At 44.2% G+C, this 17,894-nt stretch carries 17 protein-coding genes; 11 read left to right on the top strand and 6 right to left on the bottom strand.

Annotated features, from left to right (window positions below; genetic code table 11):
* Nucleotides 1-357 precede the first annotated feature (357 nt).
* Nucleotides 358-1,974: a hypothetical protein gene (locus tag HQK80_10870; protein ID MBF0222710.1), complete on the bottom strand. Its 1,617-nt coding sequence runs from the start codon at nt 1,972-1,974 to the stop codon at nt 358-360.
* Nucleotides 1,975-2,344: 370 nt separating this feature from the next.
* On the opposite strand from HQK80_10870, the gene HQK80_10865 reads away from it, so the two are divergent.
* Nucleotides 2,345-3,283, top strand: a complete 939-nt coding sequence (locus tag HQK80_10865; GenBank protein ID MBF0222709.1) for a chemotaxis protein CheV — start codon at nt 2,345-2,347, stop codon at nt 3,281-3,283.
* On the opposite strand, the gene HQK80_10860 is transcribed toward HQK80_10865, so the two are convergent.
* Genes HQK80_10860 through HQK80_10850 form a run of 3 tightly spaced genes read right to left on the bottom strand, consistent with a single transcriptional unit; the run spans nt 3,276 to nt 5,136 of the window.
* The gene (locus HQK80_10860; GenBank protein ID MBF0222708.1) at nt 3,276-4,202 is read right to left on the bottom strand and encodes a zinc-ribbon domain-containing protein; all 927 of its coding nucleotides are present in this window, start codon (nt 4,200-4,202) and stop codon (nt 3,276-3,278) included. The genes HQK80_10865 and HQK80_10860 overlap by 8 nt on opposite strands.
* A gap of 38 nt (nt 4,203-4,240) precedes the next feature.
* Entirely contained in the window at nt 4,241-4,657 is a 417-nt protein-coding gene (locus tag HQK80_10855; GenBank protein ID MBF0222707.1) for a hypothetical protein, read from the bottom strand.
* Between the two features lie 17 nt (nt 4,658-4,674).
* Nucleotides 4,675-5,136: a PilZ domain-containing protein gene (locus HQK80_10850; protein ID MBF0222706.1), complete on the bottom strand. Its 462-nt coding sequence runs from the start codon at nt 5,134-5,136 to the stop codon at nt 4,675-4,677.
* A 256-nt stretch (nt 5,137-5,392) separates the two neighbouring features.
* On the opposite strand from HQK80_10850, the gene HQK80_10845 reads away from it, so the two are divergent.
* Both HQK80_10845 and HQK80_10840 read left to right on the top strand, forming a co-directional pair.
* Nucleotides 5,393-5,554, top strand: a complete 162-nt coding sequence (locus HQK80_10845; protein MBF0222705.1) for an Rdx family protein — start codon at nt 5,393-5,395, stop codon at nt 5,552-5,554.
* A gap of 3 nt (nt 5,555-5,557) precedes the next feature.
* Nucleotides 5,558-6,535 (top strand): adenylate/guanylate cyclase domain-containing protein, encoded by a 978-nt coding sequence (locus HQK80_10840; GenBank protein MBF0222704.1) that lies wholly within the window; start codon nt 5,558-5,560, stop codon nt 6,533-6,535.
* Between the two features lie 3 nt (nt 6,536-6,538).
* On the opposite strand, the gene HQK80_10835 is transcribed toward HQK80_10840, so the two are convergent.
* Both HQK80_10835 and HQK80_10830 read right to left on the bottom strand, forming a co-directional pair.
* The gene (locus HQK80_10835; protein ID MBF0222703.1) at nt 6,539-7,216 is read right to left on the bottom strand and encodes a YggS family pyridoxal phosphate-dependent enzyme; all 678 of its coding nucleotides are present in this window, start codon (nt 7,214-7,216) and stop codon (nt 6,539-6,541) included.
* Between the two features lie 5 nt (nt 7,217-7,221).
* Nucleotides 7,222-7,962, bottom strand: a complete 741-nt coding sequence (locus tag HQK80_10830) for a TatD family hydrolase (protein ID MBF0222702.1) — start codon at nt 7,960-7,962, stop codon at nt 7,222-7,224.
* A 436-nt stretch (nt 7,963-8,398) separates the two neighbouring features.
* On the opposite strand from HQK80_10830, the gene HQK80_10825 reads away from it, so the two are divergent.
* The 8 genes from HQK80_10825 to HQK80_10790 all read left to right on the top strand — a co-directional run.
* Entirely contained in the window at nt 8,399-8,863 is a 465-nt protein-coding gene (locus HQK80_10825; protein MBF0222701.1) for a hypothetical protein, read from the top strand.
* 170 nt (nt 8,864-9,033) lie between these two features.
* Nucleotides 9,034-10,245: a bifunctional phosphopantothenoylcysteine decarboxylase/phosphopantothenate--cysteine ligase CoaBC gene (gene coaBC, locus HQK80_10820; protein ID MBF0222700.1), complete on the top strand. Its 1,212-nt coding sequence runs from the start codon at nt 9,034-9,036 to the stop codon at nt 10,243-10,245.
* Nucleotides 10,246-10,469: 224 nt separating this feature from the next.
* Nucleotides 10,470-12,602 carry a hypothetical protein gene (locus HQK80_10815; protein MBF0222699.1) on the top strand — a complete coding sequence of 711 codons (2,133 nt, stop codon included), beginning with the start codon at nt 10,470-10,472 and terminating at the stop codon, nt 12,600-12,602.
* 3 nt (nt 12,603-12,605) lie between these two features.
* The gene (locus HQK80_10810) at nt 12,606-13,139 is read left to right on the top strand and encodes a hypothetical protein (GenBank protein MBF0222698.1); all 534 of its coding nucleotides are present in this window, start codon (nt 12,606-12,608) and stop codon (nt 13,137-13,139) included.
* 74 nt (nt 13,140-13,213) lie between these two features.
* Nucleotides 13,214-13,819, top strand: coding sequence for a hypothetical protein (locus HQK80_10805; protein MBF0222697.1), 606 nt, complete (start codon nt 13,214-13,216; stop codon nt 13,817-13,819).
* A 24-nt stretch (nt 13,820-13,843) separates the two neighbouring features.
* Nucleotides 13,844-15,382 carry a type IV pilus secretin PilQ gene (gene pilQ, locus HQK80_10800; GenBank protein ID MBF0222696.1) on the top strand — a complete coding sequence of 513 codons (1,539 nt, stop codon included), beginning with the start codon at nt 13,844-13,846 and terminating at the stop codon, nt 15,380-15,382.
* A 46-nt stretch (nt 15,383-15,428) separates the two neighbouring features.
* The gene (locus HQK80_10795; GenBank protein ID MBF0222695.1) at nt 15,429-17,096 is read left to right on the top strand and encodes a type II/IV secretion system protein; all 1,668 of its coding nucleotides are present in this window, start codon (nt 15,429-15,431) and stop codon (nt 17,094-17,096) included.
* 54 nt (nt 17,097-17,150) lie between these two features.
* The coding region (locus tag HQK80_10790) for a type II secretion system F family protein (GenBank protein ID MBF0222694.1) at nt 17,151-17,894 on the top strand (744 nt) is incomplete at its 3' end.

Below are 17,894 nucleotides of genomic sequence, written 5' to 3'. Positions count from 1 at the left end.
GAATCTTTAGCCAGACGGTTAACTTTCGCGTACGCGCAAAGATTTTCGTGTTTTGCAATAACCTCAAGTAATGCTTCATCTATTATAATGTCAGTTCGATTCAAAGTGTCTCTATTGATCAGATCCAGCAGCGGTTGAGTATTCCAGCCCTGAAGTTCTCGGCATTCAAGCGGGCGGTTGCTATAGATTCCTCATTGGTTTTTATCTGCATCAAAAAAGCAGCACTGCCAGGAGTTTGAACGGCCTGAAACCTTGATGATCTCGAGTTCGACAGGTTCAATGGTTTGAGACAACGGGTTGTCGGCCGGTTCACCTTTCCTGATGGTCAGGCAGTTACTGGTGGTCAGGCTGTTATCTTCAAATAAGCTGAGGTCGGCTTTGTGTAGATCCCGCCGCAAAACGAATAACTATTTTCCCCTCCTCACCCTTCAACTCAGAGATACGTTTAGCGAGCAGTTGAAACCGATCTTGATAGGCAGGAGGATAGTTTCGGGCATAAAGCCGTTCTTCAGCCTTCTGCCAATTATTGACCAGCAAGTCTAACTCAACGCCTAAGAGATGAATGTAAGGATCATCAGGATAGTAGGCTTTGGCCTTTTCGAAAACCGGCCCTCCATCACCGACTGCACCAACAGTCACAAGAGACTGAAGCCAATCCTGGTAGAGTGTAACATGTAAGTCGTTTAAGGCAGGTACATTAAGATTAATCTGCTCAACAATCATACGACCAGTCGTTTCAATTTCACGGATGGCTGTTTCATATCCACTTGAGGCGGTAAGCGCTGGAATAATATCCATAAAAAGACTTATATCACCAATTGTCAGTAGAATATCCGAATCAAGCGTGGCAGAGACGACAGCCCCCTTACCACCATGAATCAGCTGAGAAGAGATAATCCGGACCTGCTTAGCAATCTCATCCGGATGCAGATAGTACGGTGTGTCGACTAAGCGCAACTTTGGCTCCATACGAAAGCCATCAACAAAGGCCTGCAGGCGCCCTACCGCGTTTCCTGTCTCGCCAAGGGCTAAGGCACTAGCAAACTTCTCCTCTCGACCGCCACGAAATGTATCATTGTAAAATGACTGAATAGTCACCTGTGGGGTTAATTGGGCTCCCGGCTGACCATCCCATAAATAACTGTTATTCAACCACTGACCAAAGGTCCAGCCAACGATACTGTCGCCCTGCACCAAAACACCTATTTCATCAATTTCAGGGGACATTGAACAAAGAATAAAAGGAGGCTGCTGGCTGACAGATGCAAGGCTCACTTGGCCCTGTTGCCTTTGAGACTCAATACTTATCCAGTCTACCGGAGCATTTGGGTTCCAGGCAACAAGCTGAGCCGCCGTCTGTGTTTCAGATGGAGACTGCAGCCATAAACCCACGCCGTCGCCTACCGACCACAAGCCTTTTTCAAATTGAGTTTCTCGACCATAATCGGCATGAAAAACCCATTTATTGCCGGCCAGTGCCGCTCGACTGGGAATAGCAATCCAACCAGAAGCTGTTGCTGCCGAACGAAAGCGCGTTACCTGCCGAGACCATGGGTCAAATATAGACGTCCACCCGGCAATGATCTCTTTTTCTGTAGGGGTATTCACCACCTCACTTTGGGAAGCAGCCCCCGCTTCAGCAGTAGTGCCTCCACCCTGCTGGGCAGCAAGGTCATCCTTAGACATCACAGCCTTTAAGCGCTCAGCTAAATCTCTGCGTTTTTCATTTTTGTCACGCTCTAGTTCCTGACGCTCTGCATCAGTCAGCTCTTGAGTGTTGCCTTTTTCCCAGAACAGTATATCCCTGAAGAAGAAAGTAAACCCGCCAACCCAACAGATCAGGACAAAAAGCACCATAACAATTTTTCTCTTTTGAAAGATATCCGTCTGACGTCGGAGACGTAAAGGCGCACCACATTTTTCACAGTGGGCTAATGCGGCGATATTATCGGTATTACATCTGAGGCATTTCACTATTAGGACCCGTAACTAAAATGGTTCAATGACGTGTAGAGCTACAAGAAAATTCATAACTCAAATTTGAGAATTACTAGAGCCTCTTGCAAAAATGAGATAATGTTGCTTTATGAATTTCCCTATAGTCGTCTTTCCCGCATGTAGTCAGCGGGAAACCAGGTGTTTTTCTGGATCCCCGATAAATACACTCGGGGATGACGGTCTTTTTGCAAGAAGCTCACTATTTATGATACTTATTTTTAGTACTAATTTCTATTAAATGTGACGATTGACGTAAAAAGTTTCAGAATTTCTTTTGATTCTAAAATTGTATTCATGCTATAGTAAATAAATTTAATTTATTATTAGTTTATACTGAGGTTCTTCTATGGCAGATACAATTTTGCTTGAAAGCGGCACCAATGAGGTCGAACTCCTGGAATTCTTTCTTGAAGATGAAAGTTTTGGAATCAATGTCGCCAAGGTTTCTCAAATAGTCCCTTTCGACAGAGAGAACCTGACCGCTATCCCCACAGACGACAAAGCAATTCTGGGCACCTTATTGTGGCACAAAAGGACGATACCGCTCATCGATCTTTCCACCGCCTTGAACAAAAGGCCGAGCACCGCAACTGAAGTTCGTAAAATTGTACTGGTCACCGAATTCAATGGCGTTATTAACGGCTTTCTTACTGATGGTGTAAACAGAATCTTTCGTGTGAGCTGGGACAAGATCTCTCCAATAAGTTCTTTTCTAGGAAAATACTCTTCTACCGTTACCGGATCGATAAAAGTAGATGACCGCGAAATATTGCTGATTGATTTTGAGTTTGTAGTGGCTGAACTTTTTCCCGACACAAAAATGGGCTATCATTCCCTGGGAATCAGCAACACCGGCTCGACAACCAGCCGCGAGACAAAAAATATTGTTTTTGCTGAAGATTCACCATTTATCCGATCAACAATAATCAAGTTACTCAATAAATCCGGCTACACAAAAATAAACTCATTTGAAAATGGCCAGGAAGCCTTCAATTTTTTTGAAGAATCTGTCAAATCCGGCAACAACTCGCCTGATACTCGTGTTGACCTGGTCATCAGTGATATAGAGATGCCCAAAATGGATGGTCTGACCTTATGCCGTTCCATTAAAAGGGAGATGGGACTTGAGACAATACCAGTGATAATTTTCAGTTCTCTAGTCAATGACCAGATGATCCATAAATGCAAGGAAGTCGGAGCAGATGGATATACAACCAAACCACAGGTCAACGAGTTGCTGCAACTAATGGATGGACTGTTAGGAGTCGACCAGAAATCTACGTAAAGAGCTTATAGTTATTGGTAACTTTGCGAACCAATTCCCGATAATCATTGGCTCCATGTGATCCCGGAGCAAACTCGTAAATCGTTTGTCCGTAAGCCGGAGCCTCAGACAGTCGAACATTATACCGAATAGGTTCGCAGACATTATTACCGTACAACTCCTTTAACTTCTCAAGAATACTGACCGATTTCTTAACGCGCATGTCAAGAAAGGTCGGCAGAATATACCGCAAGGCAACTTCCGGGCGATATTTCTGGATCGAAGCAATGCTTTTCAAGAACTCAACCATTCCCTGAATCGACATCACCTCCAGAGAAACAGGGGTTAATATTTCAGTGACATAAAAAAGAATATTAACCGTCAGTGGATCCCACCCCGGCGAGGTATCAACAATTACATAATCAAACTGCTTATCAACTTTTGAAAGCGCTTCTGATAAGGTTAATTCTCCGCCAAAATCCTTTCGTCCAATCAACCTCTTTACTCCGGCAAGAGACTTACCACCGGAAAGAATCCACAATCTCTCCCGCGCCTGCACCATCGCCTCTTCCGGACTCAGCTCGCCCATTACCAACTCAGTTAAGCCAGCACTCGGATCAACGCCCAGCATATAACTCGCCTGCCCCTGCGTATCGGTATCAACCAGCAAAACTTTGTAACCCGCCAAACTGAGACCAGTTGCAAGGTTAACAGATGTTGTTGTTTTTCCAACACCTCCCTTACTCAACGATACACTTATCTTGCGGGGGCCGGTTTCAACTTTTCCGGCCTGTTTGGCAAGAACAGTCGAGGCTTTTGGATTTATATTTAACGGGAACTGATTCCCGCAATACTTGCACTTTGCCTTTGTGGCATTGGCTGGAACATTTTTTTCGTCAATATTGTGCTGTTTTTTACAATGAGGACACGTTATGATCATTGATTGATTCCTTCCTTAATCCGCTTTATGCAAAGCGGTCATTTCGTTTTTTGATCCTTCTTCTTCAGTAGCTCCTTAACTAAGTAGCTTTCCTTCCCTTTTTCATCAAATTCACCAAGAAGTACCTTGATTGCGCTCTCGACAATTCGAGACTTGGTGGCAATGGTTTTTGAGCCGGCAGGCAAAAAATCCTTAATTATTCTTTTGGCCTCACCCAGATCCTCAAAGACATCTTCGTTCAAATAATGGGTTGTTTTGCGCTTTGCCTGCTTCTTTTTCTTCTTTTTGGCGCCCACAGACCGGCTTTTTGGCCTTAACAATGCCGTCATGGAATCTTTTTTCGGAGTTGTTACGTGAATCAGTTTACGTAACTCATCCAGCCCACGAATAGCCCCTGTATGCGGCCCATTCAGTATGTCTGCGAGTATATCGCGCTCGGTAGTTGAATTAGACACTAGCCCTTCTTGCTCCTTTATGAAAACAGTAACTTCCTGCTATTTTGCAAAAATGCCAACAACTCTTTTTGACAAGCATCTTCCATCTGCACAATATGAATTCCACATAAATAGTGCGACTCATCCTGTGACACATGGATAACCTTACCATCTATCTGGAATTCAGCATCGTTAATATGTAAGACCATATCCTTCAGCACGACGTTAGATTTAATGCCATCCAACTCTTTAAGGAATATGCCAAGTCCGCTGACACTTAGATTAAAGACCGGATAGGGTTTACCCGCAACCATCAGACATATATGGTCCGCTGAGCCGACAGGGGCGCGGTAACCGTCACGGATAATTACTTTCAGTGCCTCCAGTTGCGCCTTCGAAAACGAAGAGTTTACCGGATCAACATCATCGGATTCAGAATCTGTAACAAACTCAAGTCCATCACTAAATTTTATTTCCATATCAAAGTCTTCCAATCCCATAACTTATTTCCTCGGACAACATTATTAAGTGCATGGAAACACTTCACGACAAAAGTCAGTTCATCTGCAATTATTAAATAAATATAAACTGGAGATGTCAAATTTATATTTGTTTCCCAATATTTGTTTACCGGGGAATAACAAAATTTGTTATAACAGAAACTGTTAACGTGAATTTACAGTATATGAGGTTTTAACAATGAGAGTTTCAATAACATATTGCGCTCAATGAAATTACAAACCAGCAGCTTCCAGTTTGGGAGATCATTTAAAGAAACAACTTGGTGCACAGGTCACCTTAATTGCTGGTTCAGACGGCATATTCGACGTTGAGGTTAATGGCAAGGTGATTTTCTCAAAGAAAAAAATCGGTCGGTTCCCAGAGTCAAACGAAATTGTCTCGCTTATAGGGGGATGAAAGGTGGACACCTTCCTTTCGGCACCGGCATCAATTTCACTCATAGATTCGAACGGTTCTGTGGTAAAAACCTGGCGTCTTGAAGGTAAAAAAACCTATCGAATCGGGCGCTCCAGCTCTAATGAGATCACTCTCAATCATACCTGGATATCTCGACAGCATGCCATGCTGCAGGTTGAAGCAAACGGTGCCTTCAACGCCCTTGATATGGGCAGTTCCAATGGCACTTTTGTTAACGGCAAACGGGTGTTCTCGCCCACGCAGCTCCGTTCCGGCGATCTGATACAGATTGGCAATAAAATCACCCTGACCTTTATGCAAAACACCCCCTTTAACCAACCGGATCAAAAACCGGAGGAAGAAGAAAAAACCGTTGCCTTCATGGAAAAAGAAGAGGTCACCGTTCTCATTTGCGACATCCGTGATTTCACTACACTTTCCGAAGAACTTGGTGATGAAAAGATTTCAGAGATACTTCAACTCTGGACACAAAGCATCAATACAATTGTCAGTCAACATAAAGGTAATGTGGACAAGTTCATCGGCGACGCGGTTATGGCTATCTGGGCTGGCAGTCGGCCTCTCCAGAAGAGTGTACACTTAGCATTATCCTGCGCCTTAAAAATTTCCGAATTCACAAAAGAACTGGGAAACGCGATACCGGAACTGCCGCAATCATTGGCAATAGGCGCCGCCTTAAACACCGGAGAGGCAGTCATTGGCAATATCGGAGTCGACGGCAACCGGGACTACACTGTGATAGGAGACGTGGTAAATATTGCCTTTCGGCTGGAGGGATTAACTGAGAAAATCGGCAAGGAACTGCTCCTGGGCCATGGCGCATCCTCACACCTGGATCCACAGCTACGCTCACGCTATTTCCAGACCTGTAAATACATCGTTAAAGGCAAGAAAGATCCAGTGTCAGCTCACGGCTGCGACTTCACCTCTTTAAAGGAGTATCTGAGTAAAGTTCAGTAGCCCCTACTCCCTATCTCCAAAAATAGCAGTGCCAACCCGCACAAGTGTAGCACCTTCCTCAATAGCAACCTCAAAATCAGCAGACATTCCCATTGATAGCCCCAGAGGATGATCAACTATTTTTTTATCCTCTAACGACTGCGCCAACCGGCGAAGTTGCCGAAAGTGCTTGCGAGTTGCCTCCGGCTCTTCGTTAAATGGCGGCAAACCCATTAAACCAATGAGCTTGAGATGAGAAAAAGAGTTAAAAACACGAACCAGCCCTTCAAGTTCCTCCACTGAAACCCCGGCCTTCTGATCTTCATCTCCAATATTGACCTGCACATAGGCATCCAAACTCTTGCCCAGGGTGGCTAAATGCTTCTCGAGCGCCTCGGCAATTTTCAGGCGATCAACGGTTTCCACTACATTGAAATGCTGGGCAATCAACTTTGTCTTATTTGACTGAATGCGCCCGATAAAATGCCACCTTGCCTGGGGAATTTCGGTAATTTTTTCAATTGCATCCTGAAGATAATTTTCTCCAAAACTGTGCTGTCCGGCCTCCAGGGCGCACTTGATCGCGGCAATGGGCTTACGCTTACTGACCGCCACAAGTTTCACATCTTCCGGTCTACGGCCGGAACGAATTGCGGCTGCAGCCATCTGTTGATAAATTTCCTGAAGGTTTTCTTTTATCAAAACAGTTACTCCTGAAGGCCAAATAACCTGCATGAATTTCTTGAAGTTTGTCGAGCAACCGTATCGATGCTCACCCTTTTAATTTCGGCAATTTTCTGGGCAGTATACAGCAGATAGCCGGGCTCATTTCGTTTTCCGCGAAATGGCACCGGCGACAAAAACGGCCCGTCAGTCTCGATAAGCATTGACTCCAAAGGTATCTCAGCTACAGCTTCATGGATGGTTATCGCCTTGTCATAGGTTACTACCCCTGGAATTGAAAGATAAAAGCCAAGAGCTATCACCTCTTTTGCCAACTCTTTGTCGCCAGAGTAGCAGTGCATGACTCCACCGGCCGGAAACGGCGCCGCCTCGTTAAGAATATCCATGACATCGTCATGGGCCTCTCTATCATGAATGATCAAAGGCAGTTTCAGTTTTTTGGCCAATAGTACCTGACGCTTGAAACAATCTATTTGAGCCGCCACAGGGGCATAGTTCTTCACATAGTCAAGACCAATCTCACCATAGGCCTTCACCTTGGGATGCTTGGCAAGTTCTGCAAGTGCATCATAATCATTTGGACCAGTTTCAGCACAATGATGCGGATGAACACCGATAGCACAGTAGATATTTGGATAGTTGTCCGCAATAGCCACGGCGGCCTGAGAGCTTTTCAAGTCAATGCCGATCGTCATCACATATTTAACGCCAGCCCTGTGAGAGCGTTCAACGACATCAAGGCAATCTAAGGAGTAACTTTCCATATCAAGATGGCAATGAGAGTCGATAACATAGGTATCATCTGACAGCTCTGGAAGTGGGGGTTTTTTCTTTTTAGACACCCTGATCGACCTCGAGGAAAAATAAGAGAACTTAGCGCACTATGTTCGGGATTTAGCTCATTATTAAATGAGCGACACATTTGAGCAATTTCAAACCTTCATTAAAATCCCCCTCGGTCCCCCTTTTCAGATAAGCGACGCAGGAGACTTCGAAGGGGGATTCAGGGGGATTTTTCCCTTTCTGCAAAATTGGAGATTCCCATACTGTGAACTTAAACGTTCAGCATTTGCTTTTCCTAAATAAAACAAGATATTACTAGATTTTCAACTTGAAGGACAGTATATAAATTGTTAACAATCTTCAACTCGAAAAACAATTGAAGAGTTTCTAATTAAAGAATTATAGGAGGACAAAAAAATGTCAAAAAGGTTAAAAAACAAATTTCAAATCGCCCTTATCGTTTCACTTATTTTCTTTGTGCTGACTGGCTGTGTCGCCCTGAACAAAAAATCCGACGCACCTAAATCATCTTCAAAAACACATGCAAACGAGCCCTATTTCCCAACCAGTTTTGGCGACTTTGAGGTGCCAGGTGAACTGCGCATGGAGATGGACAAAACCCTGTTCATTAAAACTTCATCGTTTAATGGCGGCATTGTCAATCTTACCGGCTATGTCGAGGCAGGTTCCCTTACCGATTTCTTCGTCAACTCCATGCAGAAAAACGGCTGGCGAATTAACGGAGAGATTCGCTCCGGCAATGTTCTTCTTGCCTTTACCAAGCCCAACAAAAACTGCATGATCACCATTCAGCCCGGAGAGTATGGCACTCGCACACAGGTAAATGTCTATATAACTGAGGATGCACAGGGCCTTAATTAATGAACTCAGCGCACTATGGGCGGGCTTTAGCTATTATAATGAAAAAAAACGACCCATGTGAGCAATTTTCAACATTCATTAAATCCCCCTGAGTCCCCCTTTAAAAAGGGGGATTCAGGGGGATTTTTCTCCATATATTGAAATTCCGACACTATGAACTCAGCAAAAGCATGAATCTAGCCGGGAAAAAAATCATACTAGGGGTTACCGGTGGTATTGCTGCCTACAAAGTAGCCGACTGGGTTCGGCAGCTTACCAAACTTGGGGCCGACGTTACGGTTGTCATGACCCAGTCGGCCGCAAAATTCGTTACACCGCTGACCTTTGCAGCTCTGTCCGGCAAAAAAGTTTATATGGATATTTTTGATCCGGCAGACGCAGAACATATCCCGCACATTTCTCTCGCCAAACAATCCGACCTGATTATCATCGCCCCGGCAACAGCCAACACCCTTGCCAAACTAGCCAATGGTTTCGCCGATGATCTTCTATCAACGATAACTCTTGCGGCAACATGCCCTGTCCTTATATTCCCGGCGATGAACAGCAATATGTACCTGCACGGGGCGACTCAAGCTAATATCAAGCTTCTGAAGAGCTTAAACTACCATGTCATTTTACCGGAGTCAGGCACCATGGCCTGTGGTGATGAAGGACCTGGCCGCCTACCAGAGTGGCCCCTGGCTCAAGATGCTATCTTCTCGATCTTCAGCCAACAGGACCTAAAGGGCCAACGCCTGTTAATCACAGCAGGACCAACTCAGGAAGAGTTCGACCCTGTCCGTTTCATCAGCAACCGCTCTACCGGCAAGATGGGTTTTGCCCTGGCCCGCGCCGCACATCAACGGGGCGCTGAGGTCACGCTTATCACAGGCCCTACCCACTTAGAAGACATTGCAGGCGTTAACACCCAGCACGTTTCATCTGCCAAAGAGATGTTGACCGCTGTAAAGAGCCATTACAAATCAGCCTCAATTATCATTAAATCAGCTGCCGTTTCTGACTATCGTCCTGCATCAAAAGCCAAACATAAACTTAAAAAAGGTGCTAAGAATCTTGTTTATAAACTATCTGCCAACACCGATATTTTAAAAGAGCTTGGTGAGGCCAAGGCTGCTAATCATTATTTTCTGGTCGGTTTTGCAGCTGAAAGCAAAAACCATCAGGAAGAAGGCCTACGCAAACTCAGAGAAAAAAACTTAGACATGATCGTTGTCAATGACATCCTTGGCAAAGAGACCGGATTTGCGGCCGAGACCAACAAGGTCTTAATTCTTGACAAGCAGGGTAACAGCCACAACCTCCCCTTACTGAGCAAAGACGATACAGCCCATCAAATTTTCGACCTGATTATCCAGTCAATCAATCACAATAATCACTGAGTCTGACACAGTATCCCCGCAAGCATTTAACTTGCCATTTATCGATTGATAAAGTCAGAATTTTACCAGCCCCCTCCTTAAGAAAATAACCAGCCAGCAATTTATATTAAAAAAATTAAGTAGTTGTACACTAATTTAATTTGTGTTGGTCTCCTCAAATCGCTATACTTTATTGACATACATTTGCACGTTATTATCAATCAATCTTGTATAGCCATAGCTGGATGACTAATAAAAAAGAGATTACTGCCACCGAAAAGCTCTTAGATCTTATACGAGCAGGTTCTTCTCCCGAACCTGCTGTTCAGGACTTACCTTCGCCTGATGAGCGGGAGCAACCAGTTGAGCCTCCACATTCCACTGACGACTTAGAGCTAGAACTTGAATCAGGGCCTCTTGTGGGCGGCAGCGGGCCGACTGTTTTCGCCTCCCATCAGCAATCTGAGCCAGACATCCATATTTCACCAGGACACCCTCATCAAGCTCCCGAAATGGTTCAGGCCGAGGAGCCACTTTACTCTGACGAACACCCGACTCCTTTTCAAAATGAAACAGCAGACGCTACCTGGATCTGGTACAAAAAAGAGCAGAACAACAAGTTTCCAACATGCCTCGCCAACTTGTTTCGTAGAACAAAGATCGGAATCGATATTCATCCCGGACATGTCCATATCGTTAAAGCAGAAATCACCAAGACAAAACACAATCTTTTAGCCTGTGAGTCACACTCGTATCAGAAATCAGATGACAACGAAGAGTTAACAGACCTCTGGCAGATTCAATCTTTAAAAACCGTACTTTCGCAAAAGCTATCCTCACTTTTCAGTTGTGAACTCCGAAAGCCAGAACTGTGGTGTACTTACACATTTGCCAACCCAATTTCAATTTACAACATCACCATTCCCACAGTTTCCCCAAAAGATCTTCCAGCCACAGTTTACTGGACAATCAAAAAAGAGGGGTTTGATGAAAAACAGTCAATTATTGACTTCACCATCTTCAAGGAAGTTGAAACAAAAGGTCAGAAGAAACTTCAGGTAATTGTCACCATAATCCCCAAGAGAGAATTAAGTGCCATAAAAAATCTTTTTAATGAGTTGGGTTACCCACTTACGGGCCTCACCTTTTCAGCCGCTTCAATTCAAAACTTCCTGCACATATATCATCCTGAGCCAACTTCAAGTCCAATCGTCTATTTTACCATTCGCGACACGAACTCGTTTATTGACCTTTTTTACCAAGGTAAAATGCTCTTTAGCCGAGAGATAAAAACCGGCATTGAGAGCTTTGTCGAATCAATTCAAAGTTATGCTACCGCAAACAATATTCAGATCGACGACAACACCGCTAAAAGCTTAATCTTCGACCTCTTTGACGGCAAAAAAGTCAATAAAAACCCCGAGAATCATCGTCAACTTGCTGACAGTATTGATTTTGACGCACTTCCTGTCATTGATCGTTTAATTCGTCAACTTCTTAGAACATTTGAGTATTGCACCACTAATTTCAAAATCCCTAATGTGGAAATGATTTACACTGCTGGCACTTCAGTCTTAAATGATAAAATTTTGACCAGCATACAACAACGACTAGGCATTACTTGCGCAATTATAAAACCGTTTGGAGAAGAGATATTCAACTTTGATGCCCCTCTTCGCCTTACCCCTGAACTCAATATCCTGCCAGCAGTTGGCCTTGCTCTCTCCAACAAGCAAACAACGAAGAACTTTCTTTTCACTTACCTGGAACGCGCCAGATATTTTGCTTCAAGAAGAACCAATAAAATTATCGCCTATGCAACCATCGGTCTGGCTCTATCCGTAGGTGTTTTATTTGCCATACAATACACCGCTATTACAGACAAACGTGAACAGGTACGAGAACTTGAAAACTCTTTAGAACAAAAATATGCGCTTGAGCCTCAAACACGTTCAGCAGAGCAACTCATCCCCCTGATCGCAACGATAAAAGAGTCTCACCGCCATTACAAACAGTCCATAAATCGCTTCAAGGTTCTCGGAATAATTCAAGAAATAACCAGGGATATGCCCAAAGAGGCACGATTAACAAACATTTCAATCAAGCTGCCCAGCACTGAACCCGTTGACGGATCAGCAGACAGTTCAGGAAAAAAAATTAAGGGGGAGAGTGAGGCTATTTCGCTTTCCGGCATAATCTCAGGCCCCCAATCCAGACAAGAGTTTATTCTGCTTACTATCTTAAAAAAACTCGGTGACCTCAAGTTCTTATTTGACCCAATCCTTGAATCTACCAAGACCGAAAATATCAACGAATCAGCTGCTCTTTCCTTCAAAATAAAAATAGCAGTTCAAAATAAGCTAACAGCCGGGGAATAATGCATGGCAGAACAATTACCAGTCAGCTTTAATCGTCATAATGTTATCTTTTTGCTTTTGTGCCTGATGGGACTCGGCTGCATCTATTTCATAGGTGTTTTCCCTCTTCATTCCGAGGCGAACAGGCTACAGGACAAGCTACAAAAACTGGAAATAGCCTCCCAGGAACAGGCGCAGATTCATTCAATGCTGACTCTTGTCGGAAATACAGATATCACTCATGAAAAGAGCATATTACCTAAGGTTCTGCTCACTTCATTGCAGCAAAGCCAAACCGACCTGATACTGCCGGATTTTGAAAAAATTGCTGCCAAGTCTGCAATGAAGGTTATTGACATATCGCCACAGTTAAAAAAAACAGCTGACTTGAATCGCCTGCTGATTTCGGCCAGAGTACAGGGTGATTTTCAATATATTCGCATGTTTCTATACGATCTTCTCAACCTGACCTATGTTTCACAAATTCATACCATTGAGCTCAAGGCTGCAGGCGAACAGCTTGAGTGCTACTTGACCTACTCAGTGAATTTAACATAAGCTATCAAGAGAGATGAAAGTAAAAGAGTTTTCAACAAACAGAGTAGCCATTCATTCAAAAAGGTTTTTCCCCTGTGAAAAAAAATGAAAAAATTCTCATTGCCTTAGTTGCCGTTGCGGGTCTATACGGCCTGATAGACTTTACCCTGCGAGCCACGGTTGCAGATCGTACCATTTCCAAATCGGCCCCGCATTTGAGCCAGCAACTTACAGCAATTTCATCGGAGTTACAGTCAATCTCTACAGATGAAAACGTCACACTTGCCTCACTCACGGCGACCATTACTCAGCCCTGGGGAGCAGATATTTTCCTCAAGCAAGGTCTGCCTGTTACCAAAAAAGCACCTTCTGATGAGCCAGACGTTGATAAAACTGATGAACTGACCGAACAAATCAAAAAGGATGCTCAAAAACTTTCCTACTCCGGTTTTTTAACCATGGGAACCGAAACAATTGCACTAATAGACGGTCTCGACTACCGCGAGAAAGAAACCGTAAATGGGTTCCACATAACCAGCATTACACCGGCGGCTATTGAGTTAAAAAAAAATGGCATAACCTTCACACTTCTGTCAAAAACAGAGAGTCGCTCGGGACTTTACTCAACTGTTAAGGATAACTCAGACACAAAAGCCCAGAATAACTCTGGGGCCACAAACACACCTCCGTCAACTTATTAACAGCGTCTAACAATGGCATATACAATGAACCTAATTCGCTCACTCTCCCTGTACTTTCTTCTGATTATCTCTGCCACGATATCATCCTGCGCTTCGCAGACAGAACCGGTTAACAAAAACCCTTTTTTTGATGATTGGAAAGCCAAAGCCGAAAATTCTCAACCCTACCTGCCTTCAAGGGAGGAATTTGAGCAGACTGCACCGGGAAAACTCCTACAACAGGAGCTAAGCGTAAAGTCGAGGGAAAATGAGGCAAGGAACAAAGAAGAAAAAAAGGTAATCAATCTCCCAAAAGAGCTTATCTCAGTACGTTTTATAGATGATGACCTGGCAACTTCATTAAGAACAATGGCCCGCCTTGCAGACCAGAACATTCTTATAAGTCCAAGTGTAAAAGGTACACTTAATATGCATATCGCCCAAACCCCATGGGATGTCGTTTTCATGGGTATCGTTAACAGTTTTGGCCTTACTGTCAACCAGGAAGAAAATCTGCTTCACATACTCTCACTCGACGACCTCAAACAACAGGTGGAAAGAAAGGCAACACTCCTGGAAGAAGAGCAGGTTTCACAACTAATAACTCAGATTGTGCCCATCGAATTTTCCGCTCCCGAGACGATTTTCCCTTCAGTTGAGCTTCTCCTGTCAAAGAACAAAGAAGGTGTGGCTCGCGGTTCTGTTTCAGTAGATTCCCATTCTCGTTCTCTGGTGGTTCGCGACACAGAAGGAAACATTTCTAAAATCCTAAAACTTATTTACGAGCTTGACAGCCCAACGCCACAAATCCTCATCAAGGCCCATATCGTTGAAGCAACAAAAGACACGGCCAGGGAACTTGGCGTAAAATGGGGCGCCTTATCAACCAATGTACTTAACGACTCAAATATTCAGTTAACTCCAGGGGCTAATGCCAGCTATAGCGGCGGCAATCTATCATACCCGTCAACGAGCGCCACGTCCTTGGATTACGGCATCGATATGGGTGCCAATACAATCAACAGTATCGCTGCCGCCTCAATGGGTCTGATTATCAACGGCAGCGATATCCTGCTCGACGCCCAACTGTCGGCACTGCAAAGTGACGGCAAACTCAATATACTTTCCAGTCCATCTATTGCCACACTTGACAACTCGGAAGCCATTATCGAGTCAGGAAAGGATATCCCCTTTCAAACCACAGTCGATGGCTCCATTATAATAGTCTACAAAGAGGCAACTTTAAAACTTACCGTCACTCCCCACGTGATTTCCGAAAAAATGGTGAAATTGAGTATTGAAGCAAAAAAAGATGAGGTTGACACTGACAATACCGTCAACGGCAATCCCCATATTTTCAAAAAACTCGCAAAGACACAATTGGTAGTCCGCAATGGCGATACGGTTGTTCTCGCTGGTTTGTCCAAAGAAAAACATTCAGATCGTGATACTGGTGTCCCTGGCCTTAAGGACATTCCCTTTCTGGGCCATCTGTTCAAACAGGATTCAAAAAGCAAAGAGTTTGAGGAACTTCTTATTTTTATAACCCCAACAATTCTCTCTCAGCATGCCGGAGTTGAGTAGTTGTGACTTTCATTGAGGTCTTTTTGTGCGTAAACGTTTAGGAGAAATGCTGGTTGATGCCGGCCTGCTCACTACAGAGACATTATCTTCGGCACTCAGTGCCCAGAGAAAATCAGGCCTGCGCCTGGGTGATTTTCTAATTGCTAAGGAAATTATTACCGAAAATCAGATTATCGACCTTTTAAGTGAACAACTCCAGATCAAGAAATTCAACTCAAATGATTTTGAGATCACCCTTGATCTTGCCCGAATAATACCCCACGATATTGCCGAGAAATATTCGCTTGTGCCGCTGGCCAAAGATGACTTTGTGCTCACAGTAACCATGACTGACCCCATGGATCTACAAGCACTCGATCATATCGAGAAACTTTGTGACATCGAAGTTGAACCGATCATCTGTTCCAAATCGCAACTCAATTTACTGACCAACGGCATCTATGGTATTCGTTCCGAAGTAAACGATATTGTAGGTGAAATGGATGACTCCCTAGAAGTTTCAGCTGATGAATCTCTTTCCAAAGAAAACATAGGCGATCTCAGTGATATTGCCGATACCGCTCCCGTTATTCGACTTGTCAACTCCATCCTTCGACAAGCAGTCAGCGAGAAAGCCTCAGACATCCATATCAGCCCGGAAAAAGACTTCGCCCAAGTCCGACTGCGGATAGACGGCAAGCTCCACGAGGTTCCTCCGCCACCGAAATCAACACTTGCAGGTATTGTCTCGCGCATAAAGATACTCGCCAATATGGATATCACCACCACACGTGTCCCTCAAGACGGTCGATTCAATATTCAAGTCGATAACCAGGACGTAAGCATCAGGGTCTCCTCTCTGCCTACTGTCTATGGCGAGAACCTGGTCATGCGTTTACTCTTTATCAGCGCCGGCTCTATTCCCTTGGAAGAGCTTGGTCTGCTTGATAAAGATCTGAAATCACTGCTTCGACTGGCCGCACAGCCCTACGGAATGATCCTAAGTGCCGGCCCGACTGGAAGCGGTAAATCTAGTACACTCTATGCGATTCTTAAAAAAGTTATTTCGCCGGAAATTAACGTTATAACCCTTGAGGATCCGGTAGAATATCGAATGCCGGGCGCACGTCAAGTTCAACTCAATGTGAAGGCCGGGATGACCTTTGCCTCCGGCCTACGCTCAATTTTGCGACAAGACCCCGACACAATAATGGTCGGTGAAATTCGTGACGGAGAGACAGCTATGATTGCCACCCAGGCTGCTCTTACAGGCCACCTTGTTCTAAGCACCCTTCACACCAATGATTCAGCCAGTGCCATTACACGGCTTAACAACATGGGCGTTGAACCTTTCCTGATTTCATCATCGCTTTTAGGTGTTTGCGCACAAAGGCTTATTCGCAAAAACTGTACTCACTGCCAAAAGCCATACGAACCACCCCAAGCCCTTTTAGAATATTGGAATATCACCAAGGCTGAGGCGGCAAACTTCCAAAAAAGCCCTGGCTGTTCCTACTGCATGCAATCAGGGTACAAAGGCCGAATGGGCATTTATGAGATTTTGAGCGTAGATGACACTGTACGTGAGTTGATAATCAAGGGGGCCTCATCAACTGAAATCAGCAAAATTTTGAAAGAAGCCGGGAAGTTGACAGTATTGCGGGACACTGCCCTCATCCGTGTCCTTGAAGGTCATACGACATTTGATGAAGCGGCAAAAACCGTTCTCGTATAAATCACGTTTGTAATTAGTTTATCACTCCACATTATCGAATACAAAAGACCTCTTATGCCCAAATTCAGCTACCAGGCAATTAACCCGCAAGGCGAGAGAGTTACTGGCACATTAGATGCGAGTAATGCCGAGGCGGTGCAGACCATTTTATCAAACCAAGGGAGCATTCCATTAACAGTTAAATCGTTTAAAGAGTCCAGCGTAAGCAGCACAAGCCTTGAAACATTTTTTGCTAAAAAGGTAAAAACCCCAGAGATTATTCTTTTCACAAAACAGCTCAGAACCATGCTACGTTCCGGCATCCCAATTCTAAGCATTTTCTCTATTCTAGCAGATCAATCTGAGAACATTTCCCTAAAAAAAGCCCTCGGTACTATGGAAAAGGAAGTTCACGAAGGTGCCACCATGGCTTCGGTTTTCCGAAAACACCCTGCTATATTCTCAAAACTCTACTGTGGTCTGATTAATGCCGGTGAAATCAGTGGCACAATGCCGGAAATTTTAGACAGGGTGACCTATATTCTTGAGCATGAATATAAGGTGAAACGTGATATCAAAGCAGCACTTGCTTATCCTAAGCTTGTTATTTTAACCCTATTCGGCGCCTTTTTCTTTTTACTAACTTTCGTTATTCCAAAATTCGTTACTGTTTTCAGCAAAGCAGGTCTTGATCTGCCACGATATCATCCTGCGCTTCGCAGACAGAACCGGTTAACAAAAACCCTTTTTTTGATGATTGGAAAGCCAAAGCCGAAAATTCTCAACCCTACCTGCCTTCAAGGGAGGAATTTGAGCAGA

The organism is Desulfobulbaceae bacterium (genome assembly GCA_015231515.1).
Classification (GTDB): Bacteria; Desulfobacterota; Desulfobulbia; order Desulfobulbales; family VMSU01; genus JADGBM01.
This window is presented reverse-complemented; position numbering and strand designations above follow the sequence as displayed.